The organism is Rhodococcoides kyotonense (assembly GCF_001645385.1).
Lineage (GTDB): Bacteria > Actinomycetota > Actinomycetes > Mycobacteriales > Mycobacteriaceae > Rhodococcoides > Rhodococcoides kyotonensis_B.
In genome coordinates this window covers 246588-266293 of record NZ_LVHI01000032.1, presented here as the reverse complement: position 1 = coordinate 266293, position 19706 = coordinate 246588, and the positions used below count along the sequence as shown (strand labels likewise).

The following is a 19706-nucleotide window of genomic DNA, read 5'->3' as shown; positions in this document are numbered from 1 at the left end:
GATTCTTGCCGGTTTCTTTCCGACGCGGGTGCGATGAACCGATCACGGTCGCATAACATCGTCAATCGTGCCCGACGTCGTGACAGATACATCCGCTGTGCCCCCTGCTCCATCGAAGAAGGGCTCGGCGGTCGATCTGCGATCCCAAGTCCGCACGACGCGGCTGGTCGCGATAGTCACGGGTCTGCTCGGCGCGCTGTTGGCGATCATGACGCCGTTCCTGCCCGTCGTGCAGACGACGTCGACCATCTCGTGGCCGCAGAACGGATCGATTCAGGACGTCGACGCGCCGCTCGTCTCCCAGGCGCCGATCGCCTTCACCGCGACCCTTCCGTGTAGCGCCGTCGCCCAGCTGCCGCCGCAGGGCGGACTGCTGCTCGCGACGGCCCCTGCGCAGGGTGAGGGCGCGGCGCTGAACAGCTTGTTCGTGCGCGTCAGCGAAGGGTCGGTCGATGTTCTCGACCGCAACGTCGTCGTCGCGTCGGCACCTCGCGCCGACGTCGAAGGCGCAGCCTGCGGGTCCATCGAGATCAACTCGGACATCGACTCCACCACGGCCGAATTCACCGGGCTGTCCGACGACGCGGGCAACCCGCGCGCCGGACGCCTCGACGGCGACCTGCGACCTCAGGTCGTCGGCGTCTTCACCGACCTCCAGGGCGCAGCACCTGCGGGCATGTCGGTCACGATCGACGTCGACTCGCGGTTCTCGTCGACACCCACCCTTCTCAAACTCCTGGCCATGATCGTCGCCGTCGTCTGCACGATCTCCGCGATGGTTGCGCTCGGACGTCTCGACGGCATCGACGGCCGCGGTCACCGCAGGTTCTTCCCGTCGCACTGGTGGAAGTTCACCGGCGTCGACGTCACCGTCGTCGGCGTGCTCGTCGGCTGGCACTTCGTCGGCGCGAACACCTCCGACGACGGATACCTGCTGACGATGGCCCGTGCTGCCGAGAAGTCGGGCTACATGGCCAACTACTTCCGCTGGTTCGGTGTCCCCGAGGCACCCTTCGGCTGGTACTACGACGTCCTGGCCGTCTTCGCCAAGATCTCGACGGCAAGCCCGTGGATGCGTCTGCCCGCACTGATCGCAGGCGTGCTCTGCTGGATGGTCATCAGCCGCGAGGTCGTCCCGCGCCTGGGCCGGGCAGTGCGGAAGTCCAACGTCGCACTGTGGACCGGCGGCCTGGTCTTCCTCGCCTTCTGGCTGCCCTACAACAACGGCCTGCGACCCGAACCCATCGTTGCCGTCGGTGCGCTGCTGACGTGGTGCTCGATCGAGCGCGCCATCGCCACCGGACGGCTGCTGCCCGCCGCGGCCGCGTTCCTGATCGGCGCCTTCACGCTCGCGTCGGCGCCCACCGGTCTGATGTGTGTGGCTGCCCTGCTCGCAGGTGCCCGCCCGATGGCCCGCATCGTGGTGCGTCGTCATCGTCTCGTCGGCACGTTGCCGCTGCTGGCGCCGTTGGCTGCCGCCGGCTTCCTCGTACTCGTCGTCGTCTTCGCCGACCAGACGTTCGCGACGGTCATGGAGTCGACGCGGGTGCGTACCGCCATCGGTCCGAGCGAGGCGTGGTACCAGGACTTCCTGCGCTACTACTACCTGTTCGTCCAGACCGTCGACGGTTCCGTGGCACGCCGCTTCGCGTTCCTCGCCATGATCCTGTGTCTCTTCACGACGCTGTTCGTGCTGCTGCGTCGCCGCCGCGTTCCCGGCATCTCCAACGGGCCCGCGTGGCGTCTGATGGGCGTCGTCTTCGGAACGATCTTCTTCATGATGTTCAACCCGACCAAGTGGACCCACCACTTCGGTTCGTACGCGGGCATCGCAGGCAGCCTTGCAGCCCTGACGGCCGTTGCCGTCTCCGCGAGCGCACTGCGTTCGCGCCGGAACAGGACGATCTTCCTCGCCGGCCTGATGTTCGTTCTCGCACTGTCGTTCTCGGGCATCAACGGATGGTGGTACGTCTCCAGCTACGGTGTGCCGTGGTTCGACAAGACGGTGTCGCTGAGCGGAAACCAGTCCAACACACTGTTTCTCGTGCTCTTCGCGCTCGCGCTGGCACTCGCCGCATGGCAGTATCTGCGTGAGGGCTATGCCCCGCCGCAGCCGCGCGCAGGTACCGAACGCGGACGACGCATCAAGAAGTTCGCGGCAGCACCGTTGACCGTGATCGCAGGACTGATGGTGCTGTTCGAAGTGCTGTCACTCGTCAAGGGCGCCGTGTCGCAATACCCGGCCTACTCGCTGGCGCGCTCGAACATCCAGGCACTGACCGGAAACACGTGCGGACTCGCGAACGACGTCCTCGTCGAATCCGACGCCAATGCCGGCGTGCTGCAACCGATTCCGGACGACTTCGACCCCGAGACCGGACCGTTGGGAGGATCGACGCCGTCGAACTTCACACCGAACGGTGTGCCGACGGACCTCAGCGCCGACGCCGTGGAAGTCAAACCGGGACAAGGCAATACGGATCAGCAGAGCGTCGGACCCGCATTCGAGGAAGGCCAGAGCTCGGGCACCGGAGGAGGCGTCGGCGCCCGTGGCGTCAACGGTTCCACCGCGGCACTGCCGTTCGGACTCGACCCCGCCACCACCCCGGTCCTCGGCTCCTACCAGCCGGGCATCCAGGAGCCTGCGTCGGCCACGTCGAGTTGGTATGCGCTGCCGGAGCGTTCGGACTCGGCACCGCTGATCGTCATCTCGGCCGCAGGCCGCATCCTGTCGTACGACGACACCGGCGCGATGACGTACGGTCAGTCGTTGCTCGTCGAATACGGCACCCGCCAGCCCGACGGCACCGTCGACGTCAAGGGCACCTACCTGCCCCGCGACATCGGCCCCGCGCCGTCTTGGCGCAACCTGCGCATCCCGATCGCCGATCTGCCGGGCGACGCCGACGCCGTTCGCATCGTCGCCAACGACCCGAACCTGACCGGTGACCAGTGGTTCGCGTTCACCCCGCCGCGCGTTCCGCAGCTGGAGACGCTGAACTCCGTCATCGGCAGCGAACAGCCCGTGCTGCTCGACTGGGCCGTCGGACTGCAGTTCCCGTGCCAGCGTCCCTTCGACCACCAGTACGGCGTCGCCGAGGTGCCCGGATACCGCATCCTCCCCGACCGCCCGCTGGCCGTCAGCTCCACCGACACCTGGCAGTCCGCGGACAACGGTGGTCCGCTGGGATGGAGCGAACTCCTCGCCCAGCCCGTGACCGTGCCCACCTACCTCAACCGGGACTGGGCGCGCGACTGGGGCTCATTGGAGCGCTACGACCCGTACTACCCCCAGGCCGTCCCGGCGACCATCGACACCGCTGAAGCCACGAGATCGGGCTTCTGGACGCCCGGAAACCTGCGCGTGTTCGACAGGTAGGTTCTGCGGGTTCTGCTGAGCCCTTCCGGCATCGATGGACCACGGCAACTGTCTAACGGTTGTGGCGGGCCATCGATGCCGTTGCTTCAGCGCACCTTTTCGGCATCGATGGTCCGTGGCAACCGTCTAACGACTGTGGCGGGCCATCGATGCCAACCGGTGCGACCGCACCAGATCGGCACCACAACGGCGCGTCGACTGTCCTCGCCCATCGCCGACACGACCATAGTTGTCCACAGGACTCCGCTATCCACAACCCAATTCGCGACCTGCGGGATACCGATCTTCATGTCGGCGCGAACGTCGAGGGTGAGCGCATGAAGAAACCGAAATGGTCACCGTCTCAACTGCACGATCTCAGCACTCACGGCGTCGTCACCCGGGCAATGCTTCGGGAAGCGAAGGTCTCTGACAGCACCCTCACCGCCCGGTGCGCGCCCGGCGGGCCTTGGCAGCACGCGCTGCCGAGCGTCTATCTACTGCACAACGGGTACCCGACGCCTCTTCAGCGGTCGATCGCCGCACTGGAGTACTGCGGTCCTACGAGCATGATCACCGGTCGCGTCGGCCTCGGCGCGCACGGTTACGGGACGGGCGCCACGCCCAGCGAGGTGCATGTGCTGATCCCGTCGGACCTACGACGCGCCTCCAAATCTTTTGTGCGCGTGGAGCGCACGGGCCGATTACCCGACCCGACCATCAAAGGTAGCCTCCGCGTCGCGCCATTGGTTCGGTGCCTGGTCGACACAACGCGTGCAGTGACCAGCGACAAGTTGTGCACTCAGTTGTTTGCCGAGGTTCTCCAACGCGGCGAAGTCACGATCGCCGACATCGACCGCGAACTGCGCGATGGGCCAAGACAATACGGCGCTATAAGCCGACGAGTAGTGAACGAGTTACGCGACGACGCGCATTCGGTCGCGGAAGCCGAAGCACAGAAGCTCTACGCCCGCAGCGGGCTCCCACCGATGCTGCACAACTGCAACGTGTACACCGAATCCGGCGTGTTCATCGGATGCTTCGACAACTTCCTCGACGAGGTCGGTTGGGTGTGGGAAGTCGACTCCTACGCTCACCACCTCTCCCCTCCCGACCACGCGAAGACCATGGAACGGCGAACGCATATACAGAATCAAGGTCTTCTCCTGCTGTCCACACTGCCCAGCGAGATTCGTGACAACCCTGAGAAAGTGTTGGCGGACTTGAGGTCTCACTACGAACTCGCGCGGAGCCGGCCAAGACCGCGGATCGTCGTGAAGCCCTGACCACCGACCGCATCGTTGGCCCGCGGCAACCGTCCAACGGATGCTGCGGGCCATCGATGCCAACAGGCCCGAGTCGGCCACCAACATGAATGGCCCGCGGCAACCGTCTATCGGATGCTGCGGGCCATCGATGCCGAAAAGGCCGGGACACTAGATCGGAAACAGGTGATGCTTCCGCGGGTTCTTGAACACCTTCTTCTCCGTCAACAGCTTCAACGCCTTACGGAGCTCGAGGCGGGTCTGCGACGGCTCGATGACGGCGTCGATGTAGCCACGCTCGGCCGCGACCCAGGGGGTGGCGACGTGCTCGTTGTAGAAGTTGATGAGCTGCTGACGCACGGCGGGGGCGTTCTCGCCTGCCGCGGCGAGCTGCTTGCGTCCGATGATGTTGACGGCACCCTCGGCGCCCATGACCGCGATACGGGCCGTCGGCCAGGCGAAGTTTATGTCGGCACCGAGCTGCTTGCAGCCCATCACTGCGTAGCCGCCGCCGTATGCCTTGCGGACCACGACGGTGATCTTCGGGACGGATGCTTCGATGTACGAGAACAGGAATCGGCCACCGCGCTTGATGACGCCGACCTTCTCCTGGTCGACGCCGGGCAGGAAGCCGGGTGTGTCGACGAGGAACACCAGCGGAATGTTGTACGCGTTGCAGATGCGCACGAAACGCGCTGCCTTGTCGGCACTGTCGGCGTCGAGCGCACCCGACAGGTACATCGGCTGATTGGCGACGACACCGACGGACTTGCCGTCTACCCGCGTCAGACCGGTGATGACATTCGGCGCGATTTCCGACGACAGTTCGTGGAACTCGCCGTCGTCGAACAGGCGCAGGATGATGTCGTGCATGTCGTAGCCGGCGTTGTCGGCGTCGGGCATGATCCGGTCGAGCGACAGATCGGACTCGGTGATCTCGGGCTCGAGACCCGGGTTCACGACGGGCGGATCTTCCTGGCAGCTCGACGGCATGTAGCTCAGGTAGTTACGCACCCAGTCGAACGCGGCCTTCTCGTCACGCGCGACGTGGTGCACGTTGCCGTACTGCGCCTGCTTGCGTGCACTGCCGAGTTCGTCGAGGCTGACGTCCTCACCGGTGACGGACTTGATGATGTCCGGTCCGGTGACGAACATGTACGCCTCTTCGGTGGCGACGACGATGTCGGTGTTGATCGGCGCGTAGACGGCACCGCCTGCGCACTTGCCCAGGATGACCGAGATCTGCGGGCACATGCCCGACAACGGCTCGTGACGACGGCCCAGCTCGGCGTACCACGCGAGTGACGTGACGGCGTCCTGCACGCGCGCGCCACCGGAGTCGTTGATGCCGACGACGGGGCAGCCGACCTTGATCGCGAAGTCCATCAGCCCGGCGACCTTGCGGCCGAACATCTCGCCGACGGTTCCACCGAACACGGTCTGGTCGTGGGAGAAGACCGCGACGGGACGGCCGTCGACGGTTCCGTGGCCGGTGACGACGCCGTCGCTGTACAGCGCGCCCGGATCGTTCGGAGCTTTGACCAGCGCGCCGATTTCGACGAAGCTGCCCGGGTCGAGGAGCATGTCGATGCGCTCGCGCGCGCTCGGGATGCCCTTCTTCGCCCTCTTGGCGACACCGACCTCCCCTGCCGGTTCCCTGGCAAGTTCGAGGTTGGCGCGTAGCCCGGCCAGCTTTTCCGCGGTGGTACCAGTCAAGATTCTAAACTCCGGTTCTAGCTGACTCGATGTCGTTCAGCGTCGTCGTCAGGTGTGCCGCAATACGGCCGATGTACGGTTCGTCGACGACGGCAAGGTGGTCGCCTCCGATGTACACGATCTCGAGATCCTTCACGACCGGACCCCAGCCGCCGTGTTCCTCACGGGTGGCGTACGCGGGTTCGAGCGCGATGGCGTCGTCGTGGTACTTGTCCGCCATGTACAGCGTCACGTGTCCACCGTACGGCTTCAGTTCCGCCGTTTGGATGGCACGGTTGTCGAGCCACGACGTGCGCTGGTGCTCGATGATGCCGCCGGGGATCTTCGCACCGCTGAGCTTGACCAAGTCCGTGATGATCCGGATCTGGCCCTCGTCGTCGGCATCCACGAGCTTCTCGTACGGGATCGGGTAGTCGACGCCGTACGTCTTCTTCGCGAACGCGGCGTACCGCTCCCAGCGTCGACGCACTTCCTCGCGCGTGTCCGGAATCTCGGTGCCCGGCATGACCGTGTCGAGCAGTCCGACGTACGCGACCTCGATGCCCTGCTCTTCCATCTGCCGCGCGACCTCGTAGGCGAGGATGCCGCCGAGCGACCAGCCGACGAACACGTAGGGACCCTCGGGCTGGATCTCGCGAATGAGCGGCACGTACTCGGCGGCCCGCTTCGAGATCGGGCCTTCGACGCGCTCGAGTCCGTACATCGGCGTGCCCGCGGGCAGCTTGCGGAGCAGCGGCTCGTAGGCGACGGTCGAGCTACCTGCCGAGTGGAACGCGAAAACCGGTGTGGCCGTCGACCCTTCGGGACGCGGACGCAGGTTGCGTACGAGCCCGTCCATCTCCCCGCCTTCGAGGTGCGGACGTACCTTCTCGGCGAGCTGCTCGATGGTCTCGGAATCCAGGACGTCGTCGAACGTGACCTCGCCGCCCGCACGCTCGGTCAACCGAGCAGCCAATTTCTCGGCGGTCTCGTCGTCGAGAATCGGCAGCGTGTTGAAGATGCCCTTCGCGGACTCCTTCGTCACGACGGCCCATGTGGCGAACGTCAGACGCTCGGCGTTGTCACGCGGCGGCACATCCGACCCGGCCGCCTCGGCGAACGCTTCACGATTACCGACGTCGGCAGCCCCGGTCTCGGGGGCAGGCTGGTATTCGGCACTCGGCACGTCGGTTTCGGGGGTCGCGACGGCCTTCTCCAGCGCCTCGTCGCGCGCCTGGCCACCGGCTTCGGCCGCGGCTTCGGCTTCCTTCTCCGCCTTCTGCTGATCTGCCAGCGCCTGAACCTCGTCGCGGTTCTCGAGCGCGTAGCGCAGGTACTTCTCGACCTCGCGCAGATTGGCGTCACGCACAGCCTGCAATTGCACTGTGGGGATGTCGAATTCGTACTCGACGCGGTTCTTGATGCGCACCGCGCTGAGCGAATCGAGACCCAGCTCGATCAGCGGAATCTCCGGCGGCAGATCCTCGGGTGCGTAGCCCATGGAGTCGGCGACGATGATCGCGAGCCGCTCCTCCATGGTCTGCTTGCCTGCCGGATCCCAACGGTCACCGAAATCCTCGACCACCTCGGGCAGCTCTTCCACTCCGGTCTGGTCGCTCCGCAGGCTCCGCTCCTGTGGCGACGAAGAAGGCACTGCGACAACAGGTTCCGGCAGCGCCTCACCCGATGTCACGACGGCTTCGTGCAGCAGCGTGAACGTCGACCCGGCGCGCGCATGAACCTGGATCGACGCGCCTCCGAGGTGCGACGTCAGCGTCGTGACCAGCGTTCCACCGGCAGGCACCGAACCGTGCGACACGGACGCGCCGAGCGTGACGCCCGAGAACACCTGTGCGGCAGCCGCATTCACCAACGCGTCCAACGAATCCACAGCCGACGCGTCGACCTCCCACACGTGGCGGCCGTCCGGCAGTGCTACCCGAGATCCGGGAATCCGGGCGCTTCCGCTCGAGTTCACCCGAGTCGACAGCCAGAATTCCTTGCGCAGGTACGCGGTTCGTGGAATCGCCGCGTACGCACCGTCGTCGAACAGCGTCGTCAGGTCGAGCGCGTGACCGTGCACGTAGAGCTGCGCGAGCGCGGCCAGGAACGTCTCGGCCTCGTCTTCCTTGCGCTTGAGCGTCGGGATCAGCGTCGAATCGGCGACGCCCGCAGCCCACGCCGTCGCGGCGACCGACATGAGAGCGACCGGGTTCGGCGCCAGCTCCACGAACGTCGTATGCCCATCTCCCACAGCCACATTGACAGCCTGCGTGAAGTAGACCGGGTACCGCATACCCTTGGTCCAGTAGTCGACGCCGTGGATCGGCTCGTGGCCGGCGCGGTAGTGCGCTTCCTTGTCGACGGACGAGTACACGCCTGCGCGCAGCTTGCCCGGCTCGATACCTGCCAGTTCGGCCGCGAGTTCACCGAGCAGCGGGTCGACCGCAGCCGTGTGGCCTGCGCCCTTCACGTCGAGGATGCGGGCCATCTTCTCGGCCGCTTCCGCTTGCGCGACAAGCTGTTCGACCTGTTCGCGCGGCCCACCGACCGTGGTGTGCGTCGGTGCTGCGTAGACGCAGGGTTCGACGTCGGGGAATTGATCGGTCAGCTGAGTGACCTCGTCGGGGGTGTATTCGACGAGTGCCATCGCGCCCTGCGACGCGGCACCGAGACCCTCCTGGCCCTCGGCGAGCAGGCGGGATCGTGCGTAGATGATGCGCACGGCGTCCTCGAGGTTCAGACCACCGGCGACATAGGCCGCGGCGACCTCACCCATCGAGTGCCCGATGACGGCAGTCGGCTCGGCGCCGTGCGCGCGAAGCGTTGCCGCCAAGGCGATCTGGATGACGAAGATGGCGACCTGAGAGTTCTCGAACTCGTAGGTCTGCGAGTCGTCGAGGACGATCTCCTTGATGGAGTACCCGGCCTCGTCGATCAGCAGTTCGTCGACCTCGTCGAGCGCGGCAGCGAAGATCTTGTTCGTGCGGTACAGCCGCGACGCCATCTTGCGATGCTGCGAGCCGAACCCGGAGAACACCCACACCGGCCCGTTCGACGCGGGCGAGTCGGCCGAGAACACACCGGGCCCCGGCTTGCCTGCGGCGACCGCGCGAAGTCCGGTGATGGCCTCGGCCGTCGTCGACGCGAGAACCACTGCGCGCGAACGACCGTGGTTGCGCTTGGCCAGCGCGCGGCCGACGTCGACGAGCGGGGTCGTGCTGCCCTCTTCGGTCTCGAGCCAGTCCGCGAGATCCGAGGCAGCGCGCTTGCGTCGCGACGGCAGTGCCGCCGACACGGCGAGCACGATCGTCTCGGGAGCGAGCTCCTCGGCGAGCGTCTCCTCCGCAGCGGGCGTCTCGAGAACCACGGGTTCTTCCTCGACGGGTCGTTCCGCGGGCTCTATTCCTGCCGAAACACCCTCCGCCAGAACGGCTTCCGGGTCCACCGACGCCGCGTCGAAACCGGCTTGTCCATCGGGTCGTTCCGCAGGCTCCACTCCTGCCGTTTCGTCGGCGACGTACTCCTTCACGACGACGTGCGCGTTGGTGCCACCGAAGCCGAAGCCCGAAACACCCGCGACGGCCTTGCCGGTGTAGCGAGGCCACTCCGCGCCGTCGGGAATGACCTTCAGATGCGCCTTGTCGAAATCGATGTACGGGTTGGGGCCCGCGAAGTTCAGCGACGCAGGCAGACGGTTCTGCTGCATCGCGAGGACGACCTTGATCAAACCTGCTGCGCCTGCAGCGGATTCGAGGTGGCCGAAGTTGGTCTTGGCCGAACCGAGCAAGGCAGGCTTGTCGGCGTCGCGCCCACGGCCGACGACGCGTCCCAACGCGTCGGCCTCGATCGGGTCTCCGAGGATGGTGCCGGTGCCGTGCGCCTCGATGTAGTCGACGCCCGACGGGGCGATGCCCGCATCGCGGTAGGCGAAACGAAGCGCGTCGGCCTGAGCGTCGGGACTCGGAGCGAGAAGACCGTTGGAACGCCCGTCCTGATTGACCGCGGAACCCGCGATGACGGCGAGGATGTCGTCGCCGTCGCGCTTGGCGTCCTCGAGACGCTTGAGCACGACGAGACCGCCGCCCTCGGAACGAATCATGCCGTTGGCGTCGGACGAGAACGCTTTGATCTTTCCGTCGGGCGCGAGCACGCCGGTCTGACCGAATCCGACGGTGATCGGCGGCGCTAGCAGCATGTTGACGCCACCGGCGACGGCGAGATCGGACTCACCGGAACGCAGGCTGCGGACTGCTTGGTGGACGGCGACGAGCGACGACGAGCACGCGGTGTCGACGGCCACGGACGGGCCACGGAAGTCGTAGAAGTACGAGACGCGGTTGGCGACGATGGCGGTCGACGTTCCGGTCAGCGCGTACGGGTGCGCGTTCGGGTCGCTGACGGCGAGCAACTGGTAGTCGTTGGACGAGCTGCCGATGAAGACACCGACCTGCGAACCCTTCACCGAGCTCGCCGGGATGCGTGCGTGCTCGAGCGCTTCCCACGTCAGTTCGAGAGCGAGTCGCTGCTGCGGGTCGACGTTGACGACCTCGTTGGGCGACATCGCGAAGAATTCGGCGTCGAACGTCTTGACGTCGTCGAGGTATCCGCCCTTGGTGACGGTCGCGTCGACGGCTGCCTTGATCGCCGGATCGGAGGTGAACTCCTCCCAGCGGCCCTCGGGCAGATCGGTGATGCCGTCGCGTCCTTCGCTCAGCAGCGACCACATCTCCTCGGGCGTCGACCCTGCACCGGGGAAGCGCGTCGACACGCCGACGATGGCGATGTCGTGCGAGTCGCCGGGCTGCAGCCCGTGCGTGTAGAACGAGTCGTCGACCGTGTCCGTGACCTCGGGCTCGCCCTCGATGATGATCGTGGCGAGCGAGGCGATGGTCGGGTGCTGGTAGACGACCGTCGCCGTGAGCGTGACGCCGACGAGCTCCTCGATCTCACCACTGAGAGCGACGGCGTCGCGCGAGGACAGCCCGAACTCCTCCATCGGCCGGTCGTCGGAGATCTGCTCTGCCGACTGGCCGGTGGCCTCGGCAACCCAGTTGCGCAGCCACTCACGAAGCTGAGCGACGGTCATGTCACCCCCAGCGCCGTCGCCGGCCACGGTGGGCATCGTCTTCTCAGCATCGTTTTCGTGGTCTGCCATCAACTCACCAAGTTACCTGTCGATTGAGGAACGGGACGTCTGCGCGCCGAGGTCAGTTCTGCAGTTCCGCGTCCGGGAACGCGGTCTGCTGGTATCCACCGCGCAGCGTGCCCTCGATGTACGCCGCCTTGCAGGCACGGCGGGCGATCTTGCCGCTGGACGTACGCGGGATGGACCCGGCGGGAACGAGCAGGATGTCGCGAGCGGTGACGCCGTGACGAGCCGAGATCGCAGCGCGCACCTCGTCGGCGATCGGCTGCGGATCCGCCTTGCCTGCGCCGGGAGCACGCTCGGCCACGATGACGAGCTGCTCGGACGAGTCGCCCGGATCCTTCGTCAGTGCGGCGCCTGCGAATTCGAAGACGACGTCGGGCAGCTGGTTGGCCGGGACCGCGAACGCTGCGACGAAGCCGGGGCGCAGGGCCTTGCTCGCTTCCTGCGCCGAGAACTCGATGTCCTGCGGGTAGTGGTTGCGACCGTCGACGATCACGAGGTCCTTGACGCGACCGGTGATGTACAGCTCGTTCTCGTAGTAGACACCGAAGTCGCCGGTGCGCATCCAGTTGGCACCCTCGGGCGCTTCCTCGGCGTGCGACGCGGTTCCGCTCAGCGTCAGCAGCTTGTTGTGGAACGTCTCGCTGGTCTCCTGCTCACGACCCCAGTAGCCCTGACCGATGTTCTCGCCGTGCAACCAGATCTCGCCTACGCGCTCGTCGGGCAGCTCGGTGGCGGTCTCGGGATCGACGATGGCGGCCCACTGGCTCCGCGCGACGTGTCCGGTGGAGACCTGCGGAATCGCTCCCTCGGCGTCCTGATCGACGACGACGAACTCGCCCGCGTTGAGCTTGTTCCGATCGACGTAGACGACCTTGGCCTCGTCGGTGTGCCTCGGGGTGGAGACGAACAGCGTCGCCTCGGCCATGCCGTACGACGGCTTGATGGCGGTCTTCGGAAGCCCGTAGGGGCCGAACGCCTCGTTGAACTTTCTCATCGACGTCGTCGTGACCGGCTCGCTGCCGTTGATGAGGCCGATGACGTTCGACAGGTCGAGGGTCTCGCCTGCTTTCGGCAGGCCGCGGGTCGCGGCGTGCTCGAACGCGAAGTTCGGGGCGGCGGCGAAGGTACCTGCACCGTCGGAGACGGCAGCGAGTTCCTTGATCCAGCGCCAGGGACGCTGGACGAACGCGCGCGGGGACATGATGGTGATGTACTTGCCGCCCAGCGCCGGGAGGATGACGGTCAGCAGACCCATGTCGTGGAACATCGGCAGCCACGTCACGCCGCGCGAGTCCTCGTTGAGCTCCATGCTGTCGACCATCTGCAGCGCGTTGACGCCGACGGCGCGGTGCGTGATCTCGACACCGGCGGGCACACGCGTCGAACCCGACGTGTACTGCAGGTAGGCGATGTCGTCCAGCTTGGCGGGCGGCTCGACCCAGGTCTCGCCGACGCTGTCCGGGATGGCGTCGACGGCGATGACACGGGGACGCTGAGCGGCGGGAAGAGAGCGGAAGAAGTTACGTACACCGGCGGCGGAATTCGTGGCGGTGAGGATGGCCGTCGGCTCGCAGTCACCGAGGACCGCGTGCAGCCGGTCGGTGTGGCCGGGCTCGTCGGGATCGAACAGCGGGACGGCGATGGTGCCCGCGTAGATGGCACCGAAGAACGCGACGACGTAGTCGAGCCCCTGCGGCGCGAGGATGGCGACGCGGTCTCCCGGCTGGGTCACCTGCTGCAGACGCGCGGCGACTGCGCGGAGTCGGGTGCCGAACTGAGACCAGGTGAGCTCGTGAGCTTCCCCGTCGCGTTCGCGGGAGTAGTCCATGAAGCGGTATGCCAGCGTGTCGGCGTTCTCCGCGACGTTCACCTCGACGTGGCGGACCAGCGTCTTGCCCTCGCCGATGTTGATGTGGCCGTTCTCATCGATGTACTCATCGAATTTGTGGCTCATTGTGTTCAATCTCCTCCGACGGGATTCCGCTGCCGGCTGTGCCCCGAACGGCAACGGCCCGCGCCCGACTATGCTCCGGCTCACGCCTGGTTCGAACAGCGTGAATATTAGTAGCTGCTAACTATCTCGATGACCAAATCTTTTCGTCGCACCGCGTCCGCGGTCATTCGCCTTTCAGCAGATCCACGACGGGTGCGAAGGCTTCCATCTGTGTGGGGAAAACCCCGACATAGGACATCGTCGTCATCTTGCGAACGTTACGGATCTGGTCGGCTATTTCCTCGTACGTGCCGAATGCCAGGTACGGGGACGTCAGAATGTCCTCGACGCTGAGCTTCACGTCGACGTCGACGTTCGGCGGGTACCCGTTGTCGAGCGCGGCCAACGCCATCTCTGCCATCTGCTCGCGGTCGTCGGTGACGACGATGGTGGTGATGGCCCAGTTGAGCTCGATCGAGTCGAAACGATCGCCCGCTGCCTTGCGGATCAGTTCGACGCGCTCCAACGTCTTGTCGAGGGTCATTCCCGACAGCTGGAGCTTGCCCTCCTTCGTCGTACTCGGCACGACGGAGATGATGTCGGCGTACTTCGCCGCGAGCGCCAGCATGCGCGGTCCGCCGCCTCCGACGCAGATCGGCGGGCGCGGACCCTGACGCGGGCGTGGGCTTCCCTTGAGACCGGTGATCGTGAAGTGCTTGCCCTCGAAGTTGCATTCCTTGCCGCGCAGCAGCGTGTCCAGGATCTCGAGGCTCTCCTCGAGCTTCTCGATACGGACACCGGGCCGGTCGTACTCGATTCCGGCCTTGTCGTACTCGTCGCGCATCCAGCCGGCGCCGAGACCCAGTTCGAGACGACCGCCCGAAAGGACGTCGATCGTCGCCGCGTCCTTCGCGAGGATCGCCGGATGACGGAACCCGTTGGCGAGGACGGCGGTGCCGAGGCGGATCTTGTCCGTCGCGACCGCGAGTGCTCCGAGGGCGGCAATCGGCCCGACCTGGTTCCCGAGGTGATCGGGGATCATGAAGCTGTCGTAGCCCAGCTCTTCGGCCTGCTGCGCCAGCTTGATGAACTTACGCGCCCCGCCCTCTTCGGCATTGCCCTCTCCGCCTGCGGCGAAGCGGAACTTGCGCAGTGCCGCGGTCTGCCCTTCTGCGGGCTGAGCTGAGCCCCCGGGAGACAAACCTGGGGCCTGGGCGGAACACATCTATTGGTCTCCTCGGTGCGGGTTTCGGCGTGGTCGATCGATGCCGATCTCGGCTGGTCCAAGGCGTCACTCTATAGGTTCGCCACGTGCGAATACACCTGGCGGGGTCACCCACGACCAGCTTTGTGCCCGATCATCGACCGTCCCGAGCGGTCGTTGTGAGAACTACACGGCCGTAGTCAGGAGTGCGCAATCTCCGGTGCCGACTCGATCAGACCAGCTGCCCACGACGCCGTCCACTGCGTCGAAGTGGTACCCGCGTCGTCGACGACGAAACTGTTGTACGACGCGTGCACCGGGTTGCCCGCGGCCCCCAGCAGGATGCCGATGCTTTGCGGAATGTTCCGCAGCGACAAGCCTTCCGACGGCGCGGCGCAGATCAGATCGCCTGCCGCGCAGATCTGATTGACCTTGTCGTCGAGCGTTCCGAAACCACCGGGACGCGGTCCTGTCATCGTGATTCCCGGCAGGTCCAATCCGCCGAGAGCCACCTCGGCTCCGACGCCGTCGACGGCCGGTCCGATGTCGTTTCCGGACGTGCCGTCGCGCCTGCCGTCGGCGATGAGTGTCACGCCGAGAACGCGGTCCGCGGCGATCGGTCCGTTGCCCGCGCCGATGTCCGACGCGATGTCACCGGCGATGACCGCGCCCTGCGAGAAGCCCGTCAGAACGAAGTTCGTCAGGGGGCAGTGCTCGCTGTAGCGAGTCATCTCGTCGCGCGCCACTGCCGAACCCTCGGTGCGGCTGTTGTTGTACGACTGCTGCCCGTCCGGCGGGAACGCGATCGGATTCGAGAACTGCGCGACGTACGGAACGGTGTAGACCGTTGCACGGCTCGGGTCGAACTGCTGCTGCAGCGCTCGCGTCACGTTCAGCATCAGGGACGCGGGGTTCGCGGTCGGGTTGTACGGGTCGTCGTTCGCCGCGGATTCCCACGTGCCCGGAATGGCGATGACCGCGACGTCGGCGCAATCGGCGGGTTGCGACGACGGCTGTTCGGGACCCGGCCCCGGAATCGGCGACGGAATCTCCTTCGGGAGCCTTCCGGCCAACAGGTACCAGAGCGCCACGATGACAAGCCCGAGTACGACTGCTACCGCGAGAAGCTTCGGTAGCAGTCGTCTTCTGCGTTTCGTTCGATTCGCCACGACGTGTCTCGTCAGGACTTGCAGTAGGTGTTCTGCGCGGCCGTGATGTAGGTCTGGGCCTGCTGGCCTGCCTGCTCGGCGCTGATCTCCGTGCCCGACGCGCTGGCCTCGACGCCGACGTTCGCGGTCACGAAGGTCGAGATCTCGTCCGCTGCGACACCCTGCGACTGCGCAGAGCAGATGTAGTTGGCGGTCGAGATCGCGATCTCACCGTTTCCTGCCGGCGTGATGCCGTCCTTCTTCAGCTCGTCGAGGAACGCCTGCCCGCGTGCGTCGATCGGACTCTCGGTCGTGCCGGGGAAGTCGTCGGGCACGGGCTGCGGCTGCTCGGGGGGAGCCGTCGCCGCCTCGCCCGGAGTCGTCGTCGGCGCAGTCGAACTGGTCGTCTCCGACGCCGACGTGGTCGCCTCCGCCGATGTGGACGTCGACTCGGCGGCGGCGGAGGTCGTGGTCGACGGAGTTCCGGTGGCAGTGGAATCGTCGCTGCCGCACGCCACCAACAGTCCACCGGCGGCGACGGCCAGTAGGCCCATGGACAGTGTTCGGGCCAGAGTCGTGTGCATCATCGTGTCTACGTCCTTGGTCGTCGTCGTTTCAACGCGTCACGGTACAGAGAACCGCTGAGAGAACTCTGAGGGACTACTCGTCGGTAACTGCGGGAGTTACGGGGCGATCGTGACCTTGCCGTCCTTGACCGTGATGATGCCGAACTGGAAGTTCTGCTGGATTCCGCCGCCGTCCATCTCGAACTGATCGCTCGTGATGTAGCCGAGGCGTCCGTTCTCGTAGCCGACGCTCTTCCACGCGTCGAAGATCTCGCCGTTGCGGATGGCCCATGCACCCGTCACAGGACTCCAGTAGATGTTGCCGTTCTCGAACTCGTTGAACCGACCGCCATCCTTGAGCGGACCCATCTCGCTGGTCTTCGGGAAGCCGAGAGCGCTGTTCTCCCAACCCAATTGACCGTACTTGTCGAGAATCATGCCCTGCACGGAATGCGTACCGAGATCGGGGCTGTGGTACATCGCTCCGATCTCGAAGCCCTGGACCGCGCCCGGCTTCGACGGCGTCGCGACCTCGTCGAGGACGGGGTAGCCGAGCGGTCCGGTCTCGTAGCCCTGACGCGCCCACTCGTCGAGGATCGCTCCGCGGACGGCGTGCGCACCGGTCTGCGGCGTGAAGTAGATCATCCCGTTCTGGAACGCGCCCGCGCGTCCGCGGCCGTCCGGCGTGCCGAACTCACCGGTCTTCGGGAAGCCGAGCGGGCCCGCAGGTCCGCCGGATCCCTGGTAGTTTCCGCCGATCGCGCCTGCCACGACCTGCGCACCGGAGTCCTGCGAGAAGAACACCCGTCCGAAGCGGAAGTCCTGGGCGCGTCCACCCGCGACGTTGTATTCCGGCGTCAGGCAGTCGCCGAGCCAAGCGTTGGCTCCCGACGCGTTGCCGATGGCACCCGTCGGGCTGCACGCGGGCTTGTCCGCTTCGACACCGAGAGCGTTGGCGAGCTGCGGCCACAGCTGGTGCAGCTCGAACTGCCAGTACTCCCACGAGTGCGTGCCGGACGGCCGGTAGTTGACCTGCGCGGGAATGCCGAGCTTGTTGAGCTTGGTCGCGAACGTCTGCGACGTCAGTCGCGACAGAATCTCGAGGCCCATGCCGGCGTAGTTGGAGCTGACGCCGGGGATTCCCGACGGTGCGTCGTACGGCCCCGCGGCACCGTTGCCGCTCGAGATGTACAGGCTGACGCCCTTCAGCTTCTCGGCGAGCAGATACGGGTCGTGCTGCGCCCACAGATCGTTGGTCGGCGCGCCCCACATCGCCTTCGAGTCGAAGCCACCTGCGTCGGCCATCGCGTACTGGATTGCCTGCGGCATGCCGAGGGTCGTCGTGGTGAGCATTCCGGACAACGATCCGGCGAACTGGAAGAAGCCCTCGTTGCGCGCGGCGAGGAACATGGCCGCGGTGCCACCCATCGACAGGCCGACGACGCCGCGTGTCTGGTTGGTGCGCCAGTCCCGCTCGAGAATCGGGGGCAGTTCCTTCGTCAGGAACGTCTCCCACTGGTAGTTCTTGCCGTTGTCCTGGTCGACCCAGTCCGAGTAGAAGCTGGACTGTCCGCCGACCGGGAGGACGACGTTGACGTTCTTGTCCGCGAAGTACGACTCGGCGTCGGTCTCGGCGGTCCAGCCGTTCTCCATGTCGGTGGCGCGCAGACCGTCGAGCATCCACACGGACGGGAAGGACGCCTGCGGGTTCAGATTCCAGTCACGCGCGAGCAGCAGCTGCACCTGGATCGGAGTGCCCATCGACGGCGACTGGATCCACAGCGCGACGCGGCGGTCCGACAGCCAGTCGACGGCGGTGACCGTCGCTCCGGACGCGGTCTGCGTACGGTCGGGCGACGACGCCACTGCAATGGGCGACGCCTGCGCGATCCCGACAGCGCCGAACGGCGACGCCAATGCGACGGCCACTGCCGCGGCGATCGCAGCCCGACGAGCCTGAATTCCGGCTGTGCGGCGCCGATCGGTCCGAGCAAGCCCAGTGCGCATGATGGTGACTCTCCTTCTGCAAGTGCTGCTGCGAGGTCGCGTCGACCCGTGTCGGATGCCGACGAGGGGTAGGTCACCGACCTCTTTAGCTGTCTTTCTTACACGCGAACGACGACGAAACGACCGAGGCTCGCTGTGGCTGGTGATGCAATTGTGAATTTGTCTTCGAAATGCCGACCGGTCCGTACACACGCGAAAGCCGTCCTACGCAGGGCGCAGGACGGCTTTCGACGATCATGAGACGAACGACCCGAATCAGGCGTTCAGGGCCTCGAGGATCTGGCCGCGAGCCTTCCAGAGCTCTGCGGACCAGTACGGCCACGAGTGGATTCCGTTGGACGGGAAGTCGAACGTCGCCGGGATTCCGAGCGTTGCCAGGCGGACCTGGAATGCGCGGCTGTTGGCGAGCGCGAGCGCTTCGAGAGCCATGCCGTTGGCCGTGTTGTAGAAGTCGATCGGTGCGCGCGGGTGATCGAACTCGCCGGGCAGGCCGCTGGCTGCCGAGATGTACATCGACAGGCCCTCGAGCTGCGGAGCGAAGACGAACGGGTCGTTACGCAGCCATGCCGGGCTCCACGGAGGTCCCCACATGGAGTCGACGTTGAACCAGGACTGCGACAGCATGGCGACGCGGATCGCTTCGCGCATACCGGGAGCCGAGATGTTCAGGTAGCCCGAGAACGAACCGGCGAACTTGAACTGCTCGCGGTGGTACGCAGCCAGCGTCAGAGCGGCCGATCCACCCATCGAGATGCCGAGAACGGCGTTGTTGGTACGCGAGACTCCGTAGCCCTCGAGGAACGCGGGCAGGTCCTGCGTCAGGAAGGTCTCCCACTTGTAGGTGACTTCCTGGCCGTTCAGGTTCGACGCGGCGTACCAGTCGCTGTAGAAGCTGGCCTGGCCGCCGACGGGCATGACGAGCGTGACGTCGTCGTTCGCGAACTGGTCCTGGGCGTTGGTCTCGAACGTCCATGCGTTGCGGTCGTCGCGAGCACGGAGGCCGTCGAGCAGGTACAGAGCCGAGCTGCCGCCGCGGGCTGCCCACTGGACCTGGACCTTGATGGGGCCCATCTCGGACGGAACCCAGAGGTCCTCACGGCCGCCGGCCGGAGCCTTGTGGGTGATGGGGCTGGGAGCCGCTACCGCTGTGGCACCGCCGACGGCTCCGAGAGCGATCGGAAGTACGAGTGCGGCTGCACCGAGTCCCATGAGTCGCTGACGCCATCGCTGGGTCAACCTCGGTTTGTTGCTGAGGCCGGCAAATCGCATGAATCGTGCTCTCTCTCGTCTTCTGCGGATTCCGCGTCTGCTGCGGCCCCCGGCAATTCCAACAGGGCTGTTCTTCGGCCCTGTCGGGCCGTAGTACGGGCTGTTC

At 66.0% G+C, this 19706-nt stretch carries 10 protein-coding genes; 2 read left to right on the top strand and 8 right to left on the bottom strand.

What is annotated here, in order from left to right; genetic code table 11:
- The first annotated feature begins 67 nt into the window (after positions 1-67).
- Together A3K89_RS20775 and A3K89_RS20770 are read left to right on the top strand one after the other, a co-directional pair.
- A complete protein-coding gene (locus A3K89_RS20775) occupies positions 68-3379 on the top strand; it encodes an arabinosyltransferase domain-containing protein (RefSeq protein WP_068430015.1) in 3312 nt (1103 codons plus the stop codon).
- 59 nt (positions 3380-3438) lie between these two features.
- Complete coding sequence (locus tag A3K89_RS20770; protein WP_157105394.1) at positions 3439-4644, top strand: hypothetical protein; 1206 nt, start codon at positions 3439-3441, stop codon at positions 4642-4644.
- 150 nt (positions 4645-4794) lie between these two features.
- Here the strand turns inward: A3K89_RS20770 and A3K89_RS20765 are convergent, their stop codons facing one another.
- From A3K89_RS20765 to A3K89_RS20730, 8 genes are all read right to left on the bottom strand, one after another.
- Positions 4795-6339 carry an acyl-CoA carboxylase subunit beta gene (locus tag A3K89_RS20765; RefSeq protein WP_068430012.1) on the bottom strand — a complete coding sequence of 515 codons (1545 nt, stop codon included), beginning with the start codon at positions 6337-6339 and terminating at the stop codon, positions 4795-4797.
- A 4-nt stretch (positions 6340-6343) separates the two neighbouring features.
- Positions 6344-11476, bottom strand: coding sequence for a polyketide synthase Pks13 (gene pks13, locus A3K89_RS20760; RefSeq protein WP_068430011.1), 5133 nt, complete (start codon positions 11474-11476; stop codon positions 6344-6346).
- A 52-nt stretch (positions 11477-11528) separates the two neighbouring features.
- Positions 11529-13427 (bottom strand): long-chain-fatty-acid--AMP ligase FadD32, encoded by a 1899-nt coding sequence (fadD32, locus tag A3K89_RS20755; protein WP_068430010.1) that lies wholly within the window; start codon positions 13425-13427, stop codon positions 11529-11531.
- 163 nt (positions 13428-13590) lie between these two features.
- A complete protein-coding gene (locus A3K89_RS20750; RefSeq protein WP_084423912.1) occupies positions 13591-14631 on the bottom strand; it encodes an LLM class F420-dependent oxidoreductase in 1041 nt (346 codons plus the stop codon).
- A gap of 179 nt (positions 14632-14810) precedes the next feature.
- On the bottom strand, positions 14811-15779 hold the full coding sequence (locus A3K89_RS20745) for a cutinase family protein (RefSeq protein ID WP_068430009.1): 969 nt from the start codon (positions 15777-15779) through the stop codon (positions 14811-14813).
- An 11-nt stretch (positions 15780-15790) separates the two neighbouring features.
- Positions 15791-16342, bottom strand: coding sequence for a DUF732 domain-containing protein (locus A3K89_RS20740; protein ID WP_068430127.1), 552 nt, complete (start codon positions 16340-16342; stop codon positions 15791-15793).
- A 99-nt stretch (positions 16343-16441) separates the two neighbouring features.
- Positions 16442-18331 carry an alpha/beta hydrolase-fold protein gene (locus A3K89_RS20735; protein ID WP_068430008.1) on the bottom strand — a complete coding sequence of 630 codons (1890 nt, stop codon included), beginning with the start codon at positions 18329-18331 and terminating at the stop codon, positions 16442-16444.
- Positions 18332-18586: 255 nt separating this feature from the next.
- Positions 18587-19600 carry an alpha/beta hydrolase gene (locus tag A3K89_RS20730; protein WP_068430007.1) on the bottom strand — a complete coding sequence of 338 codons (1014 nt, stop codon included), beginning with the start codon at positions 19598-19600 and terminating at the stop codon, positions 18587-18589.
- Positions 19601-19706: the final 106 nt, after the last annotated feature.

Excerpts from the sequence above, each read along its gene's own strand:
- A3K89_RS20730 (WP_068430007.1), bottom strand. The coding sequence starts at position 19,600 with ATGCGATTTGCCGGCCTCAGCAACAAACCGAGGTTGACCCAGCGATGG.
- A3K89_RS20735 (WP_068430008.1), bottom strand. The coding sequence starts at position 18,331 with ATGCGCACTGGGCTTGCTCGGACCGATCGGCGCCGCACAGCCGGAATT.
- A3K89_RS20740 (WP_068430127.1), bottom strand. The coding sequence starts at position 16,342 with ATGCACACGACTCTGGCCCGAACACTGTCCATGGGCCTACTGGCCGTC.
- pks13 (WP_068430011.1), bottom strand. The coding sequence starts at position 11,476 with ATGGCAGACCACGAAAACGATGCTGAGAAGACGATGCCCACCGTGGCC.
- fadD32 (WP_068430010.1), bottom strand. The coding sequence starts at position 13,427 with ATGAGCCACAAATTCGATGAGTACATCGATGAGAACGGCCACATCAAC.
- A3K89_RS20750 (WP_084423912.1), bottom strand. The coding sequence starts at position 14,631 with ATGTGTTCCGCCCAGGCCCCAGGTTTGTCTCCCGGGGGCTCAGCTCAG.